The sequence below is a fragment of the Sphingomonas adhaesiva genome, from assembly GCF_036946125.1.
Taxonomy (GTDB): Bacteria; Pseudomonadota; Alphaproteobacteria; order Sphingomonadales; family Sphingomonadaceae; genus Sphingomonas; species Sphingomonas adhaesiva_A.
Genome location: NZ_JAQIJT010000002.1, coordinates 1,800,592 through 1,820,667 on the forward strand (window position 1 = coordinate 1,800,592; position 20,076 = coordinate 1,820,667).

22 protein-coding genes are annotated in these 20,076 nt (G+C 67.7%); 1 reads left to right on the plus strand and 21 read right to left on the minus strand.

Translation table 11 applies throughout. The features are described from left to right. Position 1 precedes the first annotated feature (1 nt). Positions 2-190: a hypothetical protein gene (locus tag PGN23_RS14795; protein WP_335303780.1), complete on the minus strand. Its 189-nt coding sequence runs from the start codon at positions 188-190 to the stop codon at positions 2-4. A 210-nt stretch (positions 191-400) separates the two neighbouring features. Here PGN23_RS14795 and PGN23_RS14800 point away from each other — a divergent pair, with 210 nt between their 5' ends. Further along, positions 401-592, plus strand: a complete 192-nt coding sequence (locus PGN23_RS14800) for a hypothetical protein (protein ID WP_335299972.1) — start codon at positions 401-403, stop codon at positions 590-592. 7 nt (positions 593-599) lie between these two features. On the opposite strand, the gene PGN23_RS14805 is transcribed toward PGN23_RS14800, so the two are convergent. The 20 genes from PGN23_RS14805 to PGN23_RS14900 all read right to left on the minus strand — a co-directional run bounded on the left by PGN23_RS14805 (position 600) and on the right by PGN23_RS14900 (position 20,067). Next, entirely contained in the window at positions 600-1,046 is a 447-nt protein-coding gene (locus PGN23_RS14805; protein ID WP_335303781.1) for a hypothetical protein, read from the minus strand. Further along, positions 1,046-2,449, minus strand: coding sequence for an NAD(P)H-dependent flavin oxidoreductase (locus PGN23_RS14810; protein WP_335303782.1), 1,404 nt, complete (start codon positions 2,447-2,449; stop codon positions 1,046-1,048). Before PGN23_RS14810 ends, PGN23_RS14805 begins: the two co-directional genes overlap by 1 nt. A gap of 80 nt (positions 2,450-2,529) precedes the next feature. Next, positions 2,530-3,672: a glycosyltransferase gene (locus PGN23_RS14815; protein ID WP_335303783.1), complete on the minus strand. Its 1,143-nt coding sequence runs from the start codon at positions 3,670-3,672 to the stop codon at positions 2,530-2,532. Between the two features lie 115 nt (positions 3,673-3,787). Next, the gene (locus PGN23_RS14820) at positions 3,788-4,075 is read right to left on the minus strand and encodes a hypothetical protein (RefSeq protein ID WP_335303784.1); all 288 of its coding nucleotides are present in this window, start codon (positions 4,073-4,075) and stop codon (positions 3,788-3,790) included. A gap of 119 nt (positions 4,076-4,194) precedes the next feature. Further along, entirely contained in the window at positions 4,195-4,461 is a 267-nt protein-coding gene (locus PGN23_RS14825; RefSeq protein ID WP_335303785.1) for a DUF1467 family protein, read from the minus strand. Between the two features lie 4 nt (positions 4,462-4,465). Then, a complete protein-coding gene (locus PGN23_RS14830) occupies positions 4,466-6,109 on the minus strand; it encodes a ribonuclease J (protein ID WP_335303786.1) in 1,644 nt (547 codons plus the stop codon). A gap of 96 nt (positions 6,110-6,205) precedes the next feature. Then, the gene (locus PGN23_RS14835; protein WP_335303787.1) at positions 6,206-6,997 is read right to left on the minus strand and encodes a type III pantothenate kinase; all 792 of its coding nucleotides are present in this window, start codon (positions 6,995-6,997) and stop codon (positions 6,206-6,208) included. An 11-nt stretch (positions 6,998-7,008) separates the two neighbouring features. Further along, a complete protein-coding gene (locus PGN23_RS14840) occupies positions 7,009-7,722 on the minus strand; it encodes a biotin--[acetyl-CoA-carboxylase] ligase (protein WP_335304616.1) in 714 nt (237 codons plus the stop codon). Positions 7,723-7,741: 19 nt separating this feature from the next. Further along, positions 7,742-9,202, minus strand: a complete 1,461-nt coding sequence (gene nuoN, locus PGN23_RS14845; protein WP_335303788.1) for an NADH-quinone oxidoreductase subunit NuoN — start codon at positions 9,200-9,202, stop codon at positions 7,742-7,744. Then, complete coding sequence (locus PGN23_RS14850; protein WP_335303789.1) at positions 9,202-10,740, minus strand: NADH-quinone oxidoreductase subunit M; 1,539 nt, start codon at positions 10,738-10,740, stop codon at positions 9,202-9,204. The genes nuoN and PGN23_RS14850 overlap by 1 nt, the downstream gene beginning before the upstream one ends. A 13-nt stretch (positions 10,741-10,753) precedes the next feature. Next, on the minus strand, positions 10,754-12,835 hold the full coding sequence (nuoL, locus tag PGN23_RS14855) for an NADH-quinone oxidoreductase subunit L (RefSeq protein WP_335303790.1): 2,082 nt from the start codon (positions 12,833-12,835) through the stop codon (positions 10,754-10,756). 7 nt (positions 12,836-12,842) lie between these two features. Further along, positions 12,843-13,157 (minus strand): NADH-quinone oxidoreductase subunit NuoK, encoded by a 315-nt coding sequence (nuoK, locus tag PGN23_RS14860; RefSeq protein ID WP_082740649.1) that lies wholly within the window; start codon positions 13,155-13,157, stop codon positions 12,843-12,845. Beyond that, positions 13,154-13,765 carry an NADH-quinone oxidoreductase subunit J gene (locus PGN23_RS14865; RefSeq protein WP_335303791.1) on the minus strand — a complete coding sequence of 204 codons (612 nt, stop codon included), beginning with the start codon at positions 13,763-13,765 and terminating at the stop codon, positions 13,154-13,156. Before PGN23_RS14865 ends, nuoK begins: the two co-directional genes overlap by 4 nt. Before the next feature lie 132 nt (positions 13,766-13,897). After that, entirely contained in the window at positions 13,898-14,383 is a 486-nt protein-coding gene (nuoI, locus tag PGN23_RS14870) for an NADH-quinone oxidoreductase subunit NuoI (protein ID WP_335299987.1), read from the minus strand. Position 14,384: 1 nt separating this feature from the next. Then, the gene (gene nuoH / locus PGN23_RS14875) at positions 14,385-15,425 is read right to left on the minus strand and encodes an NADH-quinone oxidoreductase subunit NuoH (RefSeq protein ID WP_335303792.1); all 1,041 of its coding nucleotides are present in this window, start codon (positions 15,423-15,425) and stop codon (positions 14,385-14,387) included. Next, positions 15,422-17,416: an NADH-quinone oxidoreductase subunit NuoG gene (gene nuoG, locus PGN23_RS14880; protein WP_335303793.1), complete on the minus strand. Its 1,995-nt coding sequence runs from the start codon at positions 17,414-17,416 to the stop codon at positions 15,422-15,424. The genes nuoH and nuoG overlap by 4 nt, the downstream gene beginning before the upstream one ends. A 138-nt stretch (positions 17,417-17,554) precedes the next feature. After that, positions 17,555-18,859: an NADH-quinone oxidoreductase subunit NuoF gene (gene nuoF / locus PGN23_RS14885; protein ID WP_335304617.1), complete on the minus strand. Its 1,305-nt coding sequence runs from the start codon at positions 18,857-18,859 to the stop codon at positions 17,555-17,557. Next, positions 18,859-19,092, minus strand: coding sequence for a hypothetical protein (locus PGN23_RS14890; protein WP_335303794.1), 234 nt, complete (start codon positions 19,090-19,092; stop codon positions 18,859-18,861). Before PGN23_RS14890 ends, nuoF begins: the two co-directional genes overlap by 1 nt. Continuing rightward, the gene (locus tag PGN23_RS14895) at positions 19,085-19,762 is read right to left on the minus strand and encodes a complex I 24 kDa subunit family protein (RefSeq protein ID WP_335303795.1); all 678 of its coding nucleotides are present in this window, start codon (positions 19,760-19,762) and stop codon (positions 19,085-19,087) included. The genes PGN23_RS14890 and PGN23_RS14895 overlap by 8 nt, the downstream gene beginning before the upstream one ends. Further along, complete coding sequence (locus PGN23_RS14900; RefSeq protein ID WP_335304618.1) at positions 19,762-20,067, minus strand: nuclear transport factor 2 family protein; 306 nt, start codon at positions 20,065-20,067, stop codon at positions 19,762-19,764. Before PGN23_RS14900 ends, PGN23_RS14895 begins: the two co-directional genes overlap by 1 nt. Between the last annotated feature and the right edge of the window lie 9 nt (positions 20,068-20,076).

A 20,076-nucleotide genomic window follows, 5' to 3' on the forward strand; every position in this document is an offset into this window, starting at 1 on the left:
CTCATGCGCCGCGCGGGCGCCGCCTGACGCGATCCGCCGCACCCAGGATCAGCGCCGCGATCATTCGCCCGCTGTAGCGCAGGCACAATTCCTGATGGATCGCCGCGGCCTGCCCGCGGGCATGGATCGCGCGCACCGCCTCCTCGCGCGCGCGCCTGGCATGATAATCGGCTTCATGGTCGTGCAGCATCGCAGGGCACCTCCGGTTCGAGGCCGTCCGGATGCGCGCCGCGCCGTACCGCGCGATGTCGCGCGCGTTGCAGCGCGGACACGTTTGTCGCGGACGCCACGACCGGGCCCCGGCCCAAGCCACGGAGAAAGCGTGACGAAACATGTCCTGCCGGAACCTGACATGTTGCGCTGCATTAATCACGCAGCCATCCAACAGAGGAACCGTCCCATGAAGAAGATCGCCCTGTCCGCGCTGCTCGTCGCGTCCGCCGTGTCGATGTCGGCCTGTTCCACGCTGCGCGGTGCGGCGATCGGCGGTGCGGGCGGCGCCGGTGTCGCGGCGGCGACCGGCGGCAGCATCGAAAAGGGTGCAGCGGTCGGCGGCGTCGGTGGCGCCGTGGTCGGCACCGTCGTCGACTGAGCCGGTTTCAGCCGACCGTGAAGGGCGGCGCCGCACCCAGCAGCGCGGCCCTTCGCATGTCCTTCGGCCGCCCGAACAGCCGCAGGATCGCGATCAGCTCGGCCCGGTCGGGTACCGGAAATCCGCCGTGAACGACCCGCGACCGCGGCAACACCGGGCGCCAAGCGCCATCGCGATGGACGTGCAGCCCGGCCATGATCTCGATCGGCAACGCCGCACCGTCCAGACGCGCGAACGGCGTCGAGCGAAAGCGGTGGTCCGCTGCCCCGATGACGACCCCGCGGCGCCACGCGGCGACGATCGCTTCCCCGTCCGCGACGCTGGTCAGCACGTCGATATCGGCAACCGGCGTCTCCACGCCGTGCAGCCGCACCGCCGCGCTGCCGATCACCCACCAGGGATCCCGCGCCGACGCCATCGCCGCCGCGACGGCGCGCAGCGCGCCGTCCAGCATCAATCCCCCGTCAGGATGCGATCGACCAGCTGCTTCACGCTTGGCACGAAGCCGTTGGAATAGAAGGGATCGCGCTTGAAGTTGTAGGCGGCGTGACCCGCGAACATCAGGTTGCGATCGGTCTCGCCGCCGTGCGCGATGTCCTGCAATGTCTTCTGGATGCAGAAGCTGCGCGGATCGGCGAGGCGCCCGGTCGAGTTCGTCTCGGTATCCGCCCAGCTGGAGAACAGGCACTGGCTGAGGCAGCCCATGCAGTCCGCCTGGTCCTTGCGAATCTCCGCCTTCTCGCCCGGCGATACGAAGACCAGCGTGTTGTCCGGCGTCTTCAGCGCGTCGGTGAAGCCCTCCCCGAACCACTGGCGCGCGCGCAGCAGGTCGCCCCGCGTCACCCAGAAGTTCTTGCCCTTCACCCCGACGTCAAGCTGGAAGACGTGATCGCCGGCCTCCTGCGTCGAAAACGGGATCTGGCGCTCCGAGCGCGCCTCCAGCTGGCGCAGGAACGGGTTGCGGACCGCGGAGGAATAGAAGCCGGTGGGCGAGAAGCGGTGGAGCGATACCTCGCCCTCCTCGATCTCCATCAGCTTGGCCTTCCACCCCTCCGGGATCGGGCTTTCCTTCGTCAGCAGCGGCCGCGTGCCGTACTGGAACGCGATCTGCCCCAGCTCCGGATTGTCGATCCAGTCGTTCCAGTCGCGCAGGTACCAGACGCCGCCCGCCATGATGATCGGCGTGCTGTCGGGGATGCCGCCGTCGCGCATCGTGTCGCGCAGCACCTTCACGCGGGGATAGGGATCCTCCGGCTTCAGCGGATCCTCCGCATTCGATAGGCCGTTGTGCCCGCCCGCGAGCCACGGATCCTCGTAGACGACCGCGCCCAGCAGGTCCGCGACCTTCGAATAGGCGCGCTTCCACAGCGCGCGGAAGGCGCGGCCGGAGCTGACGATCGGCAGATAGTTGACGTTGTGCGCGGCGGCGATCTCGGACAGCTTGTACGGCATGCCCGCGCCGCAGGTGACGCCCGCGACCAGCCCGCGGGTCCGCTCCAGCACCCCCTCCAGCACGCGCTGCGCGCCGCCCATTTCCCACAGGACGTTGATGTTGATCGCCCCCTTGCCGCCGGCGATGTCCCAGGCGCGCTGCACCTGCTGGACCGCGCCGTCGATGGCGTAGGCGATCAGTTCCTCATGCCGCTCGCGCCGGGTCAGCGCGCGATACACCTGCGGGATGATCCGCCCCTCGGGGTCGTAGCTGTCGGCGTTGACTGCGGATACGGTGCCGATCCCGCCGGCCGCGGCCCATGCCCCCGCGGAGGCATGATTGGTGGCCGCGACGCCCTTGCCACCCTCCACCAGCGGCCAGACTTCGCGGCCCGCATAGACGATCGGCTTCAGCCCCTTGAACACGCGCTTTCCCGTTTACAGCCAGATGACGAAGCGCCCGTATAAACCAAACCGGCCGGGACGCGACAAAATTGCGACCTGCGCTACCGCGGGGTCAGGCATCCCGGGCGGCCCAGCGCGCCCGCGTACAGGTTTGCATAGCGCTCGATCATCACGCCCTCGTCATGCTCGGCCCTGGCCTTCGCCTGGTTCGCGGCCCCGATCGCACGGCGTCCGTCCGGGTTGTCGGCCAGCGCCTGGATCATGTCGCGCAGGCGCACCTCGCCGTGATGCTCGGTGATGAAGGGGCGGTTGGCGTCGGACACCATGTCGGCGACGTCGCCGACCGGCGGGGCGACGACCGGCAGCCCCGCCGCCATCGCCTCCAGCACGCTGATCGGCGCCTGTTCCGAGCGGGACGACAGCGCCAGCACGTCGAACAACCCCATGTAGCGATACGGACGGTCGATAAAGCCGGGCAGGACGACGCGATCGTCGATCCCCATCGCCATCGCGGCCTGCTCGATCGCGGCGCGCTCCGGCCCCTCCCCCACGATCACCAGCCGGAACCGCGCCGACAGCCCGCCCACCGCGCGGACCAGCGCGGGCAGGTCCTTGACCGCGCGCAGCCCGGCGACGCTGCCGATCACCAGCTCGCGCTCGTTGCGGACGAAGCCGGGGATCGCCCCGGGATCGGGTCGCCCGGCGTAGAGTGCGGTCGCGATGCCGTTGCCGATGCGATGCACGCGCCCGCGCGGCTGCTTCCACGTCTCCAGCGCGATCTGCTCCAGCGCCTTGCTGGGCACCACCAGCGCCGCCGCGGCACCCAGCGCCAGCCGGCGGTAGAGGTTGCGCTCGCGCTTCAGCCCGCCGGCCTCGTCCTCGTTGAAGCCGTCCTCGTGATGGACGACGGGCGGCGTGCCGCGCGCGAACACGCGCCTGGCCATCACCCCGTCGATCGCGCCCCAATTGTAGGTGAGCACCAGGTCGAAGCGCCGCATGTAACGCGCGATCGCCTCGTAGCGCGCGACCGAAGGCTTGCCGGTCAGCGGCGGCGCGTCCTGCGCGATCTCGTAGCGGATGCGCTGGTCGATCCGCCCCCGCGCGCCGAGGCGGTCGGGCATCGCGGAGACGATCGTATGCCGCGCGCGATCGCCGAACGCGTTCATCAGCCGGACGGCGCGCGCCTCCTTGCCGCCCAGGTCGAAGGTGGAATGGAGATGGAGGATCGACAGCGGTTGCGACATGCCCGCCCCTTACGCGCTGTCGCGGCCGGATGCACCTGTACGTCCGGTACACGACGACGCAAAAGGGCGGACCGTCGCCGGTCCGCCCCGCCGTTACCGGCTTATCGGGTGACGATCACTTCTCGCCATTGTCCTTCACGCCCACGACAGGCACGTCGACCTCGGTCTTCTTGGTGCCGACGACGACTTCCTTGCTGTCCAGATCGACCTTCGGCAGCTCGCCGCCCTTGGCCGACACGTCCACCTTCGGCAGCGAGCCCTCCTTGACGTCCGCGCTCCAGAAGCCGGTGGCGAACAGGACGATGGCGATCAGGAGCGCGATCCCGGCGATGATCGCGATCGTCCGCCCGGCGCCGCCGCGGCGCACGACCACCCGCTCGTCCGTGGTCCGATAGTCCGCCATGTTACTCTCCCGTTACATATCGTTGCGGGAGCCGAACCATCGTCGCCAACCAATTGTTCCGGCGGCGGAAAAGCGAACCTGTCTCACAACGGGAAACGAGCGCGGTCCCGTGCGCGGCGTCAGCGCTCCACCGCGCCGACGACCATGCCGGGGTGTACCCAGCCGAATTCGTAATTGGCGATGAACAGCGCGAACAGGATCGTCGCTACGATGGTGGTGCGGATCGCGACCTTCTTCAGCGAAAATTCGTGCGGCGCGCTCTCCGCGGTGCCGGGGACGTGCTCCGCCCCCGCCTCTGCGGAGGTGCGCACGCCCCATGGCAGGACGAGGAAGACCGAGAACGCCCAGAACAGGACGTAGATCGCCAGCATCGACGTCCAGCGCATCGCGTCAGACCTGGACGATCACGACGTCGATGATCGGCTTCTTGCCGGTCCAGCGCGTGGCGACCTTGCGTACCGCGAGGCGCACGTCCTCGCGCAGCCGCTCGCGGTCGCGCACGCGGCCCTGCATCGCGTCCTTCGCGGCCTCGACCGCATCCTCCAGGAAGGGCTCGCGCTCCTCCTCCACCGGGATACCCTGAAAGCGGACCTCGGGGACGCCGCCCGCACGGCCGTTGCGGTCGACCGCGATCCCGACCGAGATCTGCCCGTTGACCGCGATACGGCGGCGGTCGTTGATCGTGCCGCCGTCGGACGGCAGGATCACGTCGCCGTCCAGCACCAGCCGCCCGACCGGCGCGTTGCCGATCTTCTCGGGCTTGCCCGGCGCCAGGCGGACGATGTCGCCGTTGGTCTGGACGAAAGCGTCGCGGATGCCCTGCGTCTGGCCGTAGCGCGCATGCTCCATCAGGTGGCGCATCTCGCCATGCACCGGCAGCAGTACGCGCGGGCGCAGCCAGCCGTACATCTTGGCCAGTTCCGGACGGCCCGGGTGGCCGGAGACGTGGACGTGCGCCTGCTTCTCGGTCACCATCTCCACGCCCTTGGCGGCGAGCTGGTTCTGGATACGGCCGATCGCCACCTCGTTGCCGGGGATCTGCTTCGACGAGAAAATGACCATGTCGCCCATGTCGAGCTTGATCGGGTGCGATCCCGCGGCGATGCGCGCCAGCGCGGCGCGTTCCTCGCCCTGCCCGCCCGTCGCGACCACCAGCACCTTGTTGCGCGGCATACGCATCGCGGCGTCCATGTCGATCGTGTCGGGGAAATCCTTCAGATAGCCCGTCTGCCGCGCGACCTTGATGATCCGGTCGAGCGAGCGCCCGGTGACGCACAGCTTGCGGCCCGTCTCCTGCGCCACCTTGCCCAGCGTCGACAGGCGCGCGGCGTTCGAGGCGAAGGTCGTGACGACGACGCGACCGCGCGCGCGCCCCACACTCTCCATCAGCCCGTCGCGCACGCTCGCCTCGCTGGGCGAGGCGTCATTGTTGAAGACGTTGGTCGAATCGCACACCAGCACGTCGACGCCGTCGTCGCCGATCGCGGTCAGTTCCGCGGGCGAGGCCGGCTTGCCGATCACCGGGGTGGGATCCAGCTTCCAGTCGCCGGTGTGGAAAACCGTGCCCGCCTTGGTCCCGATCAGCAGCGCATTGGCCTCGGGTATCGAATGCGACAGCGGCACCACCTCGAGCTTGAACGGGCCGACGTCGAACGGCTTGCGCGCATGGACCAGCCGGATCTTCACCCGGTCCTCGATCCGCTCCTCCTCCAGCTTGCCGCGCACCAGCCCCGCGGTGAAGGGGGTGGCGTAGATCGGCACGCCCAGATCCTCGGCCAGATACGGCAGCGCGCCGATATGGTCCTCATGCCCGTGGGTCAGCACGATCCCGACCAGATCGCCCAGCCGCTCCTCGATGAAGCGCAGGTCGGGCAGGATCACGTCGATCCCGGGATAATGCGCATCGGCGAAGGTCACGCCGCAATCGATCATCAGCCACTTGCCGGCATGGCCGTACAAGGTGACGTTCATGCCGATTTCGCCGGAACCGCCGAGCGCGCAGAAAAGGAGTTCGTTCTTCGTTGGATTGGTCATTTATGTCTTTCGTCCGTCATCCCAGCGAGAGCCGGAATCTCCAGCCGCGAGACGTCATAGGGTGAAATGCCCGGAAAGCGCCGGGCGGCGCGAATATCACGAAGCTATATGGGCGCGTTCCCACATGATCGCCAGCCCCTGGATCGTCAGGTCGGGCTCGATCGCATCGAACACGTCGGTATGCTGCTCGAACAACGTGGCGAGGCCGCCGGTCGCGACCACCTTCACCGGGCGCGCGATCTCGCGCTTCATCCGCGCGACCAGCCCCTCGATCATCGCGATATAGCCCCAATAGATGCCGATGTTCATCTGATCGACCGTGTTGCGGCCGATCACGCTCATGTTCCCGCGCGGCGCCTCGATCGCGATGCGCGGCAGCTTGGCGGCGGCGTTGACCAGCGCGTCGAGCGACAGGTTGATGCCCGGGGCGATGATCCCGCCCTTGTACGCGCCCTTGAAGTCGGAATGATCGACCGTCGTCGCGGTGCCGAAGTCGATGACGATCAGGTCGCCGGCGTGGAGCGCATGTGCCGCGATCGTGTTGACCGCGCGGTCCGCGCCCAGGTTCTGCGGCTCGTCGACGTCGAGCGCCAGACCCCATTCGACCGGCTTGCGCCCCGCCACCAGCGCATCGACCTTGAAATATTTCGACGCCAGCACCTCCAGATTGTGGAGCGCGCGCGGCACCACGGTGGAGACGATCACCGCCTCGACATCGTCGCGGCTGAACCCTTCCAGCGCGAGCAGCTGGCTGAGCCACACCGCATATTCATCGGCGGTGCGGCGCGGGTCGGTGGCGATGCGCCAGCGCGCCTTGATCTCGCGCGTCCCCGCCTCGACCAGCGCGAAGACCAGGTTGGTGTTGCCGGCATCCACCGCGAGCAGCATGGCCTATCCCCTCATCCGACCAGGAACACGTCGCCGGCGTGGATGACACGCGCGGTGCCGTCCGCCAAGCGGAGCACCAGCGCGCCGTCTTCGTCCAGCGTCTCGAACGTGCCGGGCACCTCCTCGCCATCGGGCAGGCGCGCGACCAGCGGGGTGCCCGGCGGGTGCGCCCGTTCGCGCCAGCGCTGGGCGACCGGCGCCAGCCCCTGCCTCCGCCACAGCGTCAGCCACGCGCCGAACTGCGCCGCGAGCGAATCCAGAAACGCGGCCGCGTCCAGAGTCGCGCCCTCGGCATGCAGGCTGGTGGTCGCGCGATCGGGCAGATCGGGATGACAGGCGACGTTGACGCCGATCCCGATCACGACCCAGTCGCCGCTGCGCTCCAGCAGGATGCCCGACAGCTTCGCGCCCGCCAGCAGCAGGTCGTTGGGCCATTTGAGCGCCAGCCGGCGCGCGCGGTCGGCGGGGATGGCGAGGCGCACCGCCTCGTCCAGCGCGACCGCCGCGACCAACGCCAGCGTCGGCGCGGGCGGCTCGCCCGGCGACAGGCGGACCAGCGTGCTGGCGAACAGATTGCCCTCGGGCGAGTCCCACGGCCTGCCCTGCCGCCCGCGCCCGGCGGTCTGTCGCCGCGCGCGCAGCCACAGGCCGTCCTCACCCGCGCCGTCGCGGGCGAGCGCCACCAGATCGGCGTTGGTCGACCCGGTATCGGCGACCGTGACGATGCGGGTCAGCGGGATCGCCTCAGAACAGGCTGCGCGCGGCGGCCAGCGTCCAGCCGGAGAGCAGCGGGATCGCCAGATAGCCGAGCGGCGACACGATCACCGCCGCGACCGCGATCAGCCCGCCCTCCAGCGCATCGCCCTCGCCATACGCGGCCGCGGGCTCGTCGAAGTACATCGTCTTGACGACGCGCAGGTAGTAATAGGCGCCGATCACGCTCATCGCGATGCCGACCACCGCGAGCGGGAACAGTCCCGCCTCGACCGCGGCATAGAAGACCGCGAACTTGGCGTAGAAGCCGAACAGCGGCGGGATGCCCGCCAGCGAGAACATGAACATCGCCATCGCCGCAGCGAGGCCGGGCCGCGTGCGCGACAGGCCGGCGAGGCTGGCGATCGTCTCGACCGGCTGGCCGTCGGCATCGCGCATCTGGAGCACCACCAGGAAGCTGCCCAGCGTCATCGCGATATAGATCGTCAGATAGGTCATCACCGACGCCACGCCCGCCTCGGTCCCCGCGGCGAGGCCGATCAGCGCGAAGCCGACGTTGTTGATCGACGAATAGGCGAGCAGCCGCTTGATGTTCTGCTGCCCGATCGCCGCGACCGCGCCGAGCAGGATCGAGGCGAGCGCGGCGAAAATGACGATCTGGCGCCACTGCGCCTCCGCCGGGCCCATCGCCTCCACCGCGACCCGCACGCCCAGCGCCATCGCCGCGACCTTGGGCGCGGAGGCGAAGAAGGCGGTCACCGGGGTCGGCGCGCCCTCGTACACGTCGGGCGTCCACATATGGAACGGCACCGCCGACATCTTGAACGCCAGCCCTGCGAACACGAACACCAGCCCGAACAGCAGGCCGATCGACTTGCCATGGCCCGTCAGCGGCACGGCGGCATAGGCGCCTGCGATCTCGTCGAACAGCGTCGAGCCGGTGAAGCCGTACACCAGGCTGATGCCGTAGAGCAGGATGCCGGAGGCGAGCGCGCCCAGCACGAAATACTTCAGCCCCGCCTCGGCCGAGCGCGTGTCCTGCCGCATGAAGCTGGCGAGCACATAGGCCGCCAGGCTCTGCAGTTCGAGGCCGACGTACAGCGTCAGCAGATCGGCCGCGGACACCATGATCCCCATGCCGCAGGCGGACAGCAGGATCAGCACCGGATATTCGGGCCGAAGATTGTCGCCCGCCGTGCGCCGGAAGAAGTCGGGCGCCATCACCACCGCGACCGCGGCGGCGATATAGATCAGCACCTTGGCGAACGCGGCGAAGGCGTCCGCGCGGTACAGCCCGGCAAAGGCGCTGCCGCCCGACGACGCCGGCCCGATCAGCGCGAGGCACGCGCCCGCGAGGACGGCCACCGCGGCCCAGGACACCGCACGGGTCGCCGCCGGGCCACCCCAGGCAGACACCAGCATCAGCGCGATCGCGCCCAGCGCGAGCACCAGCTCGGGCAGCGTCATCGCAAGGTTGGCGGCATAGCTCATCAGTGTGCGCTCCCATGCGCAGGCGTTTCGGCATGGGCCGCGGGGATCACGCCCGTTCCCTTCGTCGGCCTGGAGTCACCCGCGGGCTTCGCCCGGTCGATGCGGGCGAGCAGGATCTGCGTATCCTTGCGCATCGGCGCCAGGAAGCTTTCCGGATAGACGCCCATCCACAGCACCGCCGCCGCGATCGGCGCCAGCAGCCAGAGCTCGCGCGGCGACAGATCGGGCATCGCGCGCACCTCGTCCGAGGTGATCTCGCCGAAGACGACGCGGCGGTACAGGTACAGCATGTACGCCGCACCCAGGATGATGCCGGTCGTGCACAGCAGGGCGATGGTGGTCGACACCTGATAGGTGCCCATCAGCGCCAGTATCTCGCCGACGAAGTTGCTGGTTCCCGGCAGCCCGATCGAGGCCATGGTGAACAGCAGGAACAGCAGGGCATAGCGCGGCATGTTGATCGCGAGCCCGCCGTAGCGGCTGATCTCACGCGTGTGCAGCCGGTCGTAGATGACGCCGACGCACAGGAACAGCGCGCCCGACACCAGGCCGTGACCCAGCATCACCATCATCGCGCCCTCGATCCCCTGCGCGTTGAACGCGAACAGACCGATCGTCACGATCGCCATGTGCGCGACCGAGGAATAGGCGATCAGCTTCTTCATGTCGGACTGAACCAGCGCGACGAGGCTGGTGTAGATCACCGCCACCGCCGACAGGCCGAACACCAGCCACACGAGGCTTGCCGAGGCCTCCGGGAACATCGGCAGGCTGAAGCGCAGGAAGCCGTAGCCGCCGAGCTTCAGCAGCACGCCCGCCAGGATCACCGACCCCGCGGTGGGCGCCTGCACGTGCGCGTCGGGCAGCCAGGTGTGGACCGGCCACATCGGCATCTTCACCGCGAACGACGCGAAGAAGGCGAGCCACAGCCACGTCTGCACCTGCGGCGGGAAGTCGTAGTCGAGCAGCACCGGGATGCTGGTCGTGCCCGCGGTGATGCTCATGTACAGCATCGCCACGAACATCAGCAGCGAGCCGAGCAGCGTGTACAGGAAGAACTTGTACGACGCGTAGATGCGGTTCGCGCCCCCCCAGATGCCGATGATGAGGAACATCGGGATCAGGCCGGCTTCGAAGAAGATGTAGAACAGGAACAGGTCCTGCGCCGCGAAGGTGCCGATCATCAGCACCTCGGTCAGCAGGAACGCCGACATATATTCCGGCACGCGCTTCTCGATCGCCTGCCAGCTGGCGCCGATGCAGATCGGCATCAGGAAGACCGACAGCGCGATCAGCAGCAGCGCATAGCCGTCGATGCCCAGCGCCCATGCGAACCGTCCGAAGACGGGGGCATATTCGACGAACTGCCACTGCGCGCCGCCGACGTCGAACGACAGCCACAGCACGACGCCCAGCGCCAGATCGGCGAGCGTCGCGGCGAGCGCGGTCACGCGCGCCGCCTGGGGAGAGAGGAAGAGGCAGGCGACCGCGGCCACGGCCGGGATCGCGAGCATCAGCGACAGGATCGGGAACGACACGTTACTGACCCCCTCAGCCCGCGATCGCCCAGGTGATCGCGGCGGTGAGCCCGATCAGCATGACGAAAGCATAGGTATAGACATATCCGGTTTGCAGCCGTGCGGTGACCCGGCTGCCCATCTGCACCACCCAGGCCGATCCGTTCGGCCCGAAGCGGTCGATCGTCCCCTCGTCGCCGCGGTGCCACAGGAGGCGACCGATCGCGAAGGCGGGGCGGACGAACAGGAAGTTGTACAGCTCGTCGAAATACCATTTCCGCAGCAGGAACTGGTAGATCGGCTGGAACGTATCGACGAACTTAGCCGGGAAGGACGGCGACCGGATGTAGCTGGCCCAGGCGATCAGCAGCCCGGTCAGCATCACGATCGTCGCGGCCAGCTTCACCAGCAGCGGCACCTCGTGCATCTCGTGCATCAGGTGCTCGTCGAAGAAGAGCGCCCCCTTCCAGAAGTCGCCCGCCGTCTCCGGCTCGATGAACCAGCCGTGGAAGACGAAGCCCGCGGCGACCGCGCCGATCGACAGCACGATCAGCGGGATCAGCATCGGCAGCGGGCTCTCGTGCGGGTGATAGCCGCCGGTCCCGGTCGGGATCTCGTTGAACCCGCGCGTCTCGACGTGCGGCGCGTGGCCCGCATCTTCCGTCGCCGCCTCGCCATGATGCGCCTCGGCCGAATGATCGTGCGCGTGATCGTGGGCATCGTGCAGCGCGTGCTGGATATGCTCCGACGCGGCCCAGCGCGGCGTGCCCCAGAAGGTCAGGAACATCAGCCGCCACGAATAGAAGCTGGTCAGCAGTGCGGCGAATACGCCCACCATCGAGGCGACCGGCGACCCGGCGGCCCAGGCGACCTCGATGATCGCGTCCTTCGAATGGTAGCCCGCGAACCCGCCGATACCGTAGATGCCGACGCCGGTGATCGCGAGCGTCCCCAGCAGCATCGCCCAGAAGGTGACCGGGATCGCCTTCCGCAGCCCGCCGTAGAAGCGCATGTCCTGCTCGTGGTGCATCGCGTGGATCACCGAGCCCGCGCCCAGGAACAGCAGCGCCTTGAAGAAGGCGTGCGTGAACAGGTGGAACATCGCCGCGCCGTAGGCGCCGACGCCCGCGGCGAAGAACATGTAGCCCAGCTGCGAACAGGTCGAATAGGCGATCACTCGCTTGATATCGGTCTGCGTCGTGCCGACGGTCGCGGCGAACAGGCAGGTCGCGGCACCGATGAAGGTGATGAACCCCATCGCGGTCGGCGACGTCTGGAACATCGGCGACAGGCGGCACACCATGAAGACACCCGCGGTGACCATCGTCGCGGCGTGGATCAGCGCCGACACCGGGGTCGGCCCCTCCATCGCGTCGGGAAGCCAGGTGTGGAGGCCCAGCTGCGCCGACTTGCCCATCGCACCGACGAACAGCAGCAGGCAGATGACCGTCATCGTATCCGCGCGGAACCACAGGAAGCCGATCGTCGACCCCGCCATCGACGGCGCCGCGGCGAGGATCGCGGGGATCGAGACCGTGTCGAAGACGAGATAGGTCGCGAAGATGCCGAGCATGAAGCCCAGGTCGCCGACGCGGTTGACGACGAACGCCTTGATCGCGGCGGCATTGGCGCTGGGCTTGCGGAACCAGAAACCGATCAGCAGGTAGCTGGCGAGGCCCACGCCCTCCCAGCCGAAGAACATCTGGATCAGATTGTCCGCGGTCACCAGCATGAGCATCGCGAAGGTGAACAGCGACAGATAGGCGAAGAAGCGCGGCTGGTCCGGGTCCTCGCTCATATAGCCCCAGCTATAGAGGTGGACAAGCGCGGAGACGCTGGTGATGACCACCAGCATGACCGCGGTCAGCGCGTCGACGCGCAGCGCCCAGGACACGTCGAACGTGCCCGAGGTGATGAAGTGCAGCACCGGCACGACGGTCGCGGTGCTGGTCTCCATCAGATAGCCGATGAACACCGGCCACGACAAAGCGCACGACACGAACAGCGCGCCCGTGGTGATCGCCTTGGGCAGCGTGGCGCCGAACGACTTGTTGGCGAAGCCGGCGACGACCGCCGCGACGAGCGGCAGGAAGACGATGAAGAGGATCGGGTGCACGGAGATCTTACCCCTTCATCCGGCTGGGATCGTCGACCGAGATGGAACCGCGGCCGCGGAAGAAGATGACGATGATGGCGAGGCCGATCGCGGATTCGCCCGCGGCGACCGTCAGCACGAACATCGCGAACACCTGCCCCACCAGGTCCTGCAGCGCCGCCGAGAAAGCGACGAGGTTGATGTTCACCGCCAGCAGGATCAGCTCGATCGCCATCAGGATGACGATGATGTTCTTGCGGTTCAGGAAGATGCCCAGCACCCCCATCGTGAACAGCAGCGCCGCCACGACGAGATAGTGGATCAGGCCGACGCCACCAGTCACAGCTGCACCCCCTGCCCCACGTCGGGCTTCATGTTGCGCGTCGCATCCTGCGGACGCCGCGCGATCTGGCGCGCGATATTCTGATAGCGCGACCCCGACCGCTCGCGGTGGGTCAGCACGATGGCGCCGATCATCGCCACCAGCAGCACCAGCCCCGCGCCTTCGAAAACGAAAAGATAGCGCGAGTAGAGCACGTTGCCGACCTGGACGATGTTGGGCACCGCCGCATCCGCGGGCGCCGCGCGCCGCGCCAGGTCGATCCCGCCGGCCTCCCACGCGAACACGCCGATCAGGATTTCCGCCACCAGCGCGACCGCCAGGACCAGCCCGATCCCGAAATAGCGCACGAACCCGGCGCGCAGCTGCGCGAAGTCGATGTCCAGCATCATCACGACGAAGAGGAACAGCACCGCGACCGCGCCGACATAGACGATCACGAGCACCATCGCGATGAATTCCGCCCCCACCAGCACCATGAGGCCGGCGGCGTTGAAGAACGCCAGGATCAGCCACAGCACCGAATGCACCGGGTTGCGCGACGCGATCGTCATCGCGCCGGACATCAGCACCACGGCGGAGAAGATGTAAAAGGCGATGGCCTGGATCACCGCATACCTCCGCTCGCCGCGGGCACCGCCGCGGCGTCAAGCAATGAGCGCGCACCCGCGGGGCGCGATACCCCGGCCGCAGCCGGGATGACGAACGTCAGAATCATGTCGGCCCCCGAGGTCACGCGCCGGTTACCGATACGGCGCATCGGCGGCAAGGTTCGCCGCGATCGCGCGCTCCCAGCGGTCGCCGTTGTCGAGCAGCTTGGCCTTGTCGTAGATCAGCTCCTCGCGCGTCTCGGTCGCGAAATCCAGGTTCGGCCCCTCGACGATCGCATCCACCGGGCACGCCTCCTGGCACAGCCCGCAATAGATGCACTTCGTCATGTCGATATCGTAGCGCGTGGTGCGGCGGCTGCCGTCGTCGCGCGGCTCCGCCTCGATCGTGATCGCCAGCGCCGGGCACACCGCCTCGCACAGCTTGCACGCGATGCAGCGCTCCTCGCCATTGGGATAGCGGCGCAGCGCGTGTTCGCCGCGGAAGCGCGGGGACAGCGGGTTCTTCTCGAACGGATAGTTGATCGTCGCTTTCGGCTTGAAGAAATACTTCAGCGTCAGCGCGTGCGCCTTCACGAACTCCCAGAGCGTGAACGCCTTGATCGTGGATGCGATACCCATCTTACACTCCCACGCGCAGCAACATGAGCACGCCCGACACCAGGAAGACCCAGAACAGCGACAGCGGCAGGAACACCTTCCACCCCAGCCGCATCAGCTGGTCGTAGCGGTAGCGCGGCACCGTCGCCTTGATCCACGAGAACACGAAGAAGAAGAACAGGATCTTCGCGAACAGCCAGATGATGCCCGGCACGACGTACAGCGGCGCCCAGTCGAACGGCGGCAGATACCCGCCCCAGAACAGCGTCGCGTTCAGCGCGCACATCAGCAGCACGTTGGCATATTCGCCGAGCCAGTAGAGTGCGAACGCCATCGACGAATATTCCGTCTGATAGCCCGCGACCAGCTCGCTCTCCGCCTCGGTCAGGTCGAACGGCGGGCGCTGCGTCTCAGCCAGCGCCGAGATCAGGAACACCACCGCCATCGGGAACAGCAGCGGATTGAACCCGAAGCCGTTGACGAAGCCATACAATCCCTTCTGCGCCTCGACGATCGCGGTCAGGTTGAACGACCCCGCCCACATCACCACCGAAATGATGACGAAGCCGATCGCGACCTCGTAGCTGACCATCTGCGCCGCAGCGCGGATCGCGGAGAAGAACGGATATTTGGAGTTCGACGCCCAGCCCGCCAGGATGATCCCGTACACCCCCAGCGACGACGCCGCGAGGACGTAGAGCAGCCCGACGTTGATGTCCGCCAGCACCACCCCGACCTGGAAGGGCATCACCGCCCACACGATCAGCGCCACCGTGAAGGTGATGATCGGCGCCAGCAGGAACAGCACCTTGTTCGAGGCCGCGGGGACGATCGTCTCCTGCAGGAAGACCTTCAGGCCGTCCGCGAACGACTGGAGCAGCCCGAACGGACCGACGACGTTGGGGCCGCGGCGCAGCGCCATCGCCGCCCAGATCTTGCGATCGGCATAGATAATCATCGCGACCGCCAGCATCAGCGGCAGCGCGATCAGCAGGATGCCGATGATCGTCGCCAGCGTCCATGCGGCGCCATAGGGCATGTAGGAAGCGAAGAAGCCGGTCATTCCGCCGCCTCCGCGAAGGTCTCGCCATGGACGAGTTCGGCCGAGCAGCGCTGCATCGTCGGCGACGCGCGACAGACCGCGTTGGTCAAATAGAAGTCCTTGATCGGATAGCCTTCCATCACCCCCTCGGCCGTGGTGCCGAGCGACGGCGGGTTCCAGGCGAAGGTCTTCAGCCCCAGCTCCGCCAGCTCGGGACAGTCGAGCGCCATCGCCGCGCGCAGCTCGTCGAGCGTGTCGAACGACAGCGTCTTGCCCATCCGCTCCGACAAGGCACGGAAGATCGTCCAGTCCTCGCGCGCGTCGCCCGGCGGGAACACGGCGCGCTCGCCGCGCTGCACCCGGCCCTCGATGTTGACGAAGGTGCCACTCTTCTCGGCATAGCTCGCCCCCGGCAGGACGACGTCGGCCTGCTGCGCGCCCTTGTCGCCGTGGTGGCCGACATACACCTTGAAGCCGCGGAAGTTGGCGAACGCGCATTCGTCGGCCCCCAGAAAGAAGGCCAATTTGGCGTCGTACAGCGCCGCAATGCCCGCCTTCTGCGCATAGCCGAGCATCAGCCCGCCCATGCGGCTGGCGGCCATATGGACGACGTTGAAGCCGTTCCACCCGTCCTTCACCAGCCCCAGCGTCTCGACGAGCGCGAGCGCCGCGCCGTGCGCGCCCTTCAGCGCGCCGCCGCCGACGATCACCATCGGCCGTTCCGCCTTCGCGAAGACATCGGTCAGCGCCTGCGGCAGGTTGCCGAGCACCGACAGGTCCGCGCCCAGCCACTCGACCTTGTAGGTCAGGTCCGTCTCCGGCCCGATCGCGAACACCTTCGCCCCACGCTTGATCGCCTTGCGGATGCGCGTGTTCACCAGCGGCGCCTCCCAGCGCAGGTTGGTGCCCACCAGCAGGATCGCATCGGCGCGCTCGGCCCCGGCGATCGTGGTGTTGAAGTTCACCGCCGCGAGGCTGGACGTGTCATAGTCCATGCCGGTCTGCCGCCCCTCGAGCAGCGACGAGCCGAATTCCCCCAGCAGCGCCTTGGCCGCGAACATCGTCTCGCAATCGACCAGGTCGCCCGCGACCGCCGCGATGCTGCCCCCGTGATCGACGCCGGCGATCGCCGCGAACGCCTCGTCCCAGGTGGCGGGCACCAGCTTGCCGTCGTGACGCACATAGGGGCGATCGAGCCGCCGGCGAACCAGTCCGTCGACCGCGTGGCGCGTCTTGTCGGTCGCCCATTCCTCGTTCACGTCGTCGTTGACGCGCGGCACGCAGCGCAGCACCTGCCGCCCGCGGCTGTCGAGGCGGATGTTGGTGCCGACCGCGTCCATCACATCGATGGTCAGCGTCTTCTTCAGCTCCCACGGCCGCGCCTCGAACGCGTACGGCTTGCTGGTCAGCGCGCCGACCGGGCACAGGTCGACGACGTTGCCCGACAGCTCCGACGTCACCGCCTCCTCCAGATAGGAGGTGATCTGCATGTTCTCGCCGCGATAGATCGCGCCGATCTCCTCCACGCCCGCGACCTCTTCCGCGAAGCGGATGCAGCGCGTGCACTGGATGCAGCGGGTCATGACCGTCTTCACGATCGGACCCATGTACTTCTCGGTCACCGCCCGCTTGTTCTCGTCGAACCGGCTGTGCCCGCGGCCATAGGCGATCGACTGGTCCTGCAGGTCGCACTCGCCGCCCTGATCGCAGATCGGGCAATCGAGCGGGTGGTTGATGAGCAGGAATTCCATGATGCCCTCGCGGGCATGCTTCACCATCGGCGTGGTGGTGAAGATCTCCTGATTGTCCGCCGCCGGCAGCGCGCACGACGCCTGCGGCTTGGGCGGTCCGGGCTTCACCTCGACCAGGCACATGCGGCAATTGCCCGCGATGGACAGCCGCTCGTGATAGCAGAAGCGCGGGATTTCCTTGCCCGCGGCCTCGCATGCCTGGAGCACCGTGGCGCCCGCGGGCACCTCGACCTCGATACCGTCGACCTTCACTTTAGGCATTTGTGTGTCCTGCAGGCAGGGGCATCGCAAGCATCCGATCGATGCACGCCGACATGTCGGCCAACGACGACCTGATGGCGCGGATGTCGCTTTGAATTGCGCCAAGCACCATTAGCGCACGTTGCGTTTGCGCCTCGCTCACTCGGCCGCCTCCTGCATCGGAGACAAGCCGCCGCCGGCACGCTCGTTGATGCGGCGCTCCAGCTCCGGGCGGAAGTGGCGGATGAGGCCCTGGATCGGCCACGCCGCCGCATCGCCCAGCGCGCAGATCGAGTGGCCCTCGACCTGCTTGGTCACCTGCTGGAGCATGTCGATCTCGTTGATCTCCGCGTCGCCGGTACGCAGCCGCTCCATCACGCGCCACATCCAGCCGGTGCCTTCGCGGCACGGCGTGCACTGGCCGCAGCTTTCATGCTTGTAGAAATAGCTCAAGCGGCTGATCGCGCGGACGACGTCGGTCGACTTGTCCATGACGATCACCGCCGCGGTGCCCAGCCCGGAACCGACCGCCTTCAACCCGTCGAAGTCCATCGGCGCGTCGATGATGTCCTTCGCCGGGACCAGCGGCACCGACGACCCGCCCGGAATGACCGCGAGCAGATTGTCCCAGCCGCCGCGGATGCCGCCGCAATGCTTCTCGATCAGTTCGCGGAACGGGATGCTCATCGCCTCCTCGACCACGCAGGGCGTGTTCACGTGACCCGAGATCTGGAAGAGTTTCGTGCCCTTGTTGTTCTCCGCGCCGAAGCTGGAGAACCATTCCGCGCCGCGCCGCAGGATCGTCGGCGCGACCGCGATCGATTCGACGTTGTTGACCGTCGTCGGGCAGCCGTAGAGCCCCGCGCCCGCCGGGAACGGCGGCTTGAGCCGCGGCTGCCCCTTCTTGCCCTCCAGGCTTTCGAGCATCGCGGTCTCTTCGCCGCAGATGTACGCGCCCGCGCCGCGGTGGACGAACACGTCGAAGTCGTAGCCCGAGCCGCAGGCGTTCCTGCCGACGAGGCCCTTGTCATAGGCCTCCGCCACCGCGGCGAAGAGCACCTCCGCCTCGCGGATATATTCGCCGCGGATGTAGATGTACGCCGCGCGCGCGCGCATCGCGAAGCCCGCGACCAGCGCGCCCTCGATCAGCTTGTGCGGATCGTGGCGGATGATCTCGCGGTCCTTGCAGCTGCCCGGCTCGGATTCATCGGCGTTGATGACCAGGAAGTTCGGCCGGTCGGGCTTGGGCTCCTTGGGCATGAACGACCATTTGGTGCCGGTCGGGAACCCGGCCCCGCCGCGCCCGCGCAGACCCGACGCCTTGATGGTGTCGATGATCTTGTCCTGGCCCAGCTCCAGCAGCGCCCTGGTATTGTCCCAGTCGCCGCGCGCCATCGCCGCGTCCAGCCGCCACGACTGATAGCCGTAGAGGTTGGTGAAGATACGATCCTTGTCGGCCAGCATCATCCTACGTCCGTCAAATCGAGTCGGCGATCCACGCGACCGAGGCGCTCTTCCATCCGGTCGAGTCGAGAATTGATCCCGGCAACCGACATCATCATCCCCGCGAGATGATCGTCGATCGACGACAGCCGCATCCTGGTTTCAAGATCCTCCACGTCCTTCTTGTCGAAGCGCGCGTTGAGCCGGCGGAACTGCTCGCCGATGAAGTCGAGGATGTCGGCCCCCTCAGCCATTCGCCCACTCCCCACGATAGTCGTGGTTCTCGGTCACCATCGCGGTCAGCGAGGTCGCGCCGCCCTTGGGCTCGACGGTGTGGCGGCCCGGCTCCTGCGTCCCCGGCTTGGGCGTGCCGCCGTTCGCCAGCGTCTCCAGGATCGCGATCGTGCGGTCGTAGTCGAGGTCTTCGTAATTGTCGTCGTTGATCTGGACCATCGGCGCGCTGGCGCAATTGCCCATGCACTCGACCTCGGTCAGCGTGAACAGGCCGTCGGGCGTGGTCTTGCCCTTGATGAGCCCCTTGTTCTTGCACGCCGCGAACACGTCGTCCGACCCGCGCAGCATGCACGGCGTCGTGCCGCACACCTGCACGTGATAGCGGCCGACGGGGGCGAGGTTGAACATCGTGTAGAAGGTCGCGACCTCGTACACGCGCATGTACGGCACGCCGATCTCGCGCGCGACGAACTCGATCACCGGGACCGGCAGCCACCCTTGCGTCTGCGTCTCCGCGCCGACCTGACGCTGCGCGAGGTCGAGCAAGGGGATCGAGGCGGACTGCTCGCGCCCCGCGGGGTAGCGCGACAGGATCGCGTTGCGCTTCTCGCGGCTGTCGTCCGACCATTGGAAATTGCCCCAGCGGGCGCGGACCTCGGCCTCGTCGGGAATGATGGCTGCGTCGGCCATTAGCGGATGAACTCCACGCGCGACACGCGGTCGCCCTCGAACGAATAGATGGACATGACCTCGAACGCCTCGCCGCCCGGCGCGCGCTCGACCTTCTCGTGCAGCAGCACGGTGTCGCCCAGCGTCCAGTCGGCGATGATCTCGGCGCGGTTCTGCGGATATTGCGCGAACATCGCCGTCAGCCCCGCGCGGACGCCCTCGCGCCCCTCGCGCAGCACCGCGCCGCGATACGTCGCCTCGCAGGCGTCGTCGGTCATCAGCGCGACATAGGCGTCGGCATCCTGTGCGTTGTAGCGCGCGATCATCTCGCGCGC

What these genes read in the sequence shown, in the direction of transcription:
- PGN23_RS14795 (WP_335303780.1), bottom strand. Translation starts at nt 190, where the DNA reads ATGCTGCACGACCATGAAGCCGATTATCATGCCAGGCGCGCGCGCGAG.
- PGN23_RS14800 (WP_335299972.1), top strand. Translation starts at nt 401, where the DNA reads ATGAAGAAGATCGCCCTGTCCGCGCTGCTCGTCGCGTCCGCCGTGTCG.
- PGN23_RS14805 (WP_335303781.1), bottom strand. Translation starts at nt 1,046, where the DNA reads ATGCTGGACGGCGCGCTGCGCGCCGTCGCGGCGGCGATGGCGTCGGCG.
- PGN23_RS14815 (WP_335303783.1), bottom strand. Translation starts at nt 3,672, where the DNA reads ATGTCGCAACCGCTGTCGATCCTCCATCTCCATTCCACCTTCGACCTG.
- PGN23_RS14820 (WP_335303784.1), bottom strand. Translation starts at nt 4,075, where the DNA reads ATGGCGGACTATCGGACCACGGACGAGCGGGTGGTCGTGCGCCGCGGC.
- PGN23_RS14825 (WP_335303785.1), bottom strand. Translation starts at nt 4,461, where the DNA reads ATGCGCTGGACGTCGATGCTGGCGATCTACGTCCTGTTCTGGGCGTTC.
- PGN23_RS14830 (WP_335303786.1), bottom strand. Translation starts at nt 6,109, where the DNA reads ATGACCAATCCAACGAAGAACGAACTCCTTTTCTGCGCGCTCGGCGGT.
- PGN23_RS14835 (WP_335303787.1), bottom strand. Translation starts at nt 6,997, where the DNA reads ATGCTGCTCGCGGTGGATGCCGGCAACACCAACCTGGTCTTCGCGCTG.
- nuoN (WP_335303788.1), bottom strand. Translation starts at nt 9,202, where the DNA reads ATGAGCTATGCCGCCAACCTTGCGATGACGCTGCCCGAGCTGGTGCTC.
- nuoI (WP_335299987.1), bottom strand. Translation starts at nt 14,383, where the DNA reads ATGGGTATCGCATCCACGATCAAGGCGTTCACGCTCTGGGAGTTCGTG.
- nuoH (WP_335303792.1), bottom strand. Translation starts at nt 15,425, where the DNA reads ATGACCGGCTTCTTCGCTTCCTACATGCCCTATGGCGCCGCATGGACG.
- nuoG (WP_335303793.1), bottom strand. Translation starts at nt 17,416, where the DNA reads ATGCCTAAAGTGAAGGTCGACGGTATCGAGGTCGAGGTGCCCGCGGGC.
- nuoF (WP_335304617.1), bottom strand. Translation starts at nt 18,859, where the DNA reads ATGCTGGCCGACAAGGATCGTATCTTCACCAACCTCTACGGCTATCAG.
- PGN23_RS14890 (WP_335303794.1), bottom strand. Translation starts at nt 19,092, where the DNA reads ATGGCTGAGGGGGCCGACATCCTCGACTTCATCGGCGAGCAGTTCCGC.
- PGN23_RS14895 (WP_335303795.1), bottom strand. Translation starts at nt 19,762, where the DNA reads ATGGCCGACGCAGCCATCATTCCCGACGAGGCCGAGGTCCGCGCCCGC.
- PGN23_RS14900 (WP_335304618.1), bottom strand. Translation starts at nt 20,067, where the DNA reads ATGATCGCGCGCTACAACGCACAGGATGCCGACGCCTATGTCGCGCTG.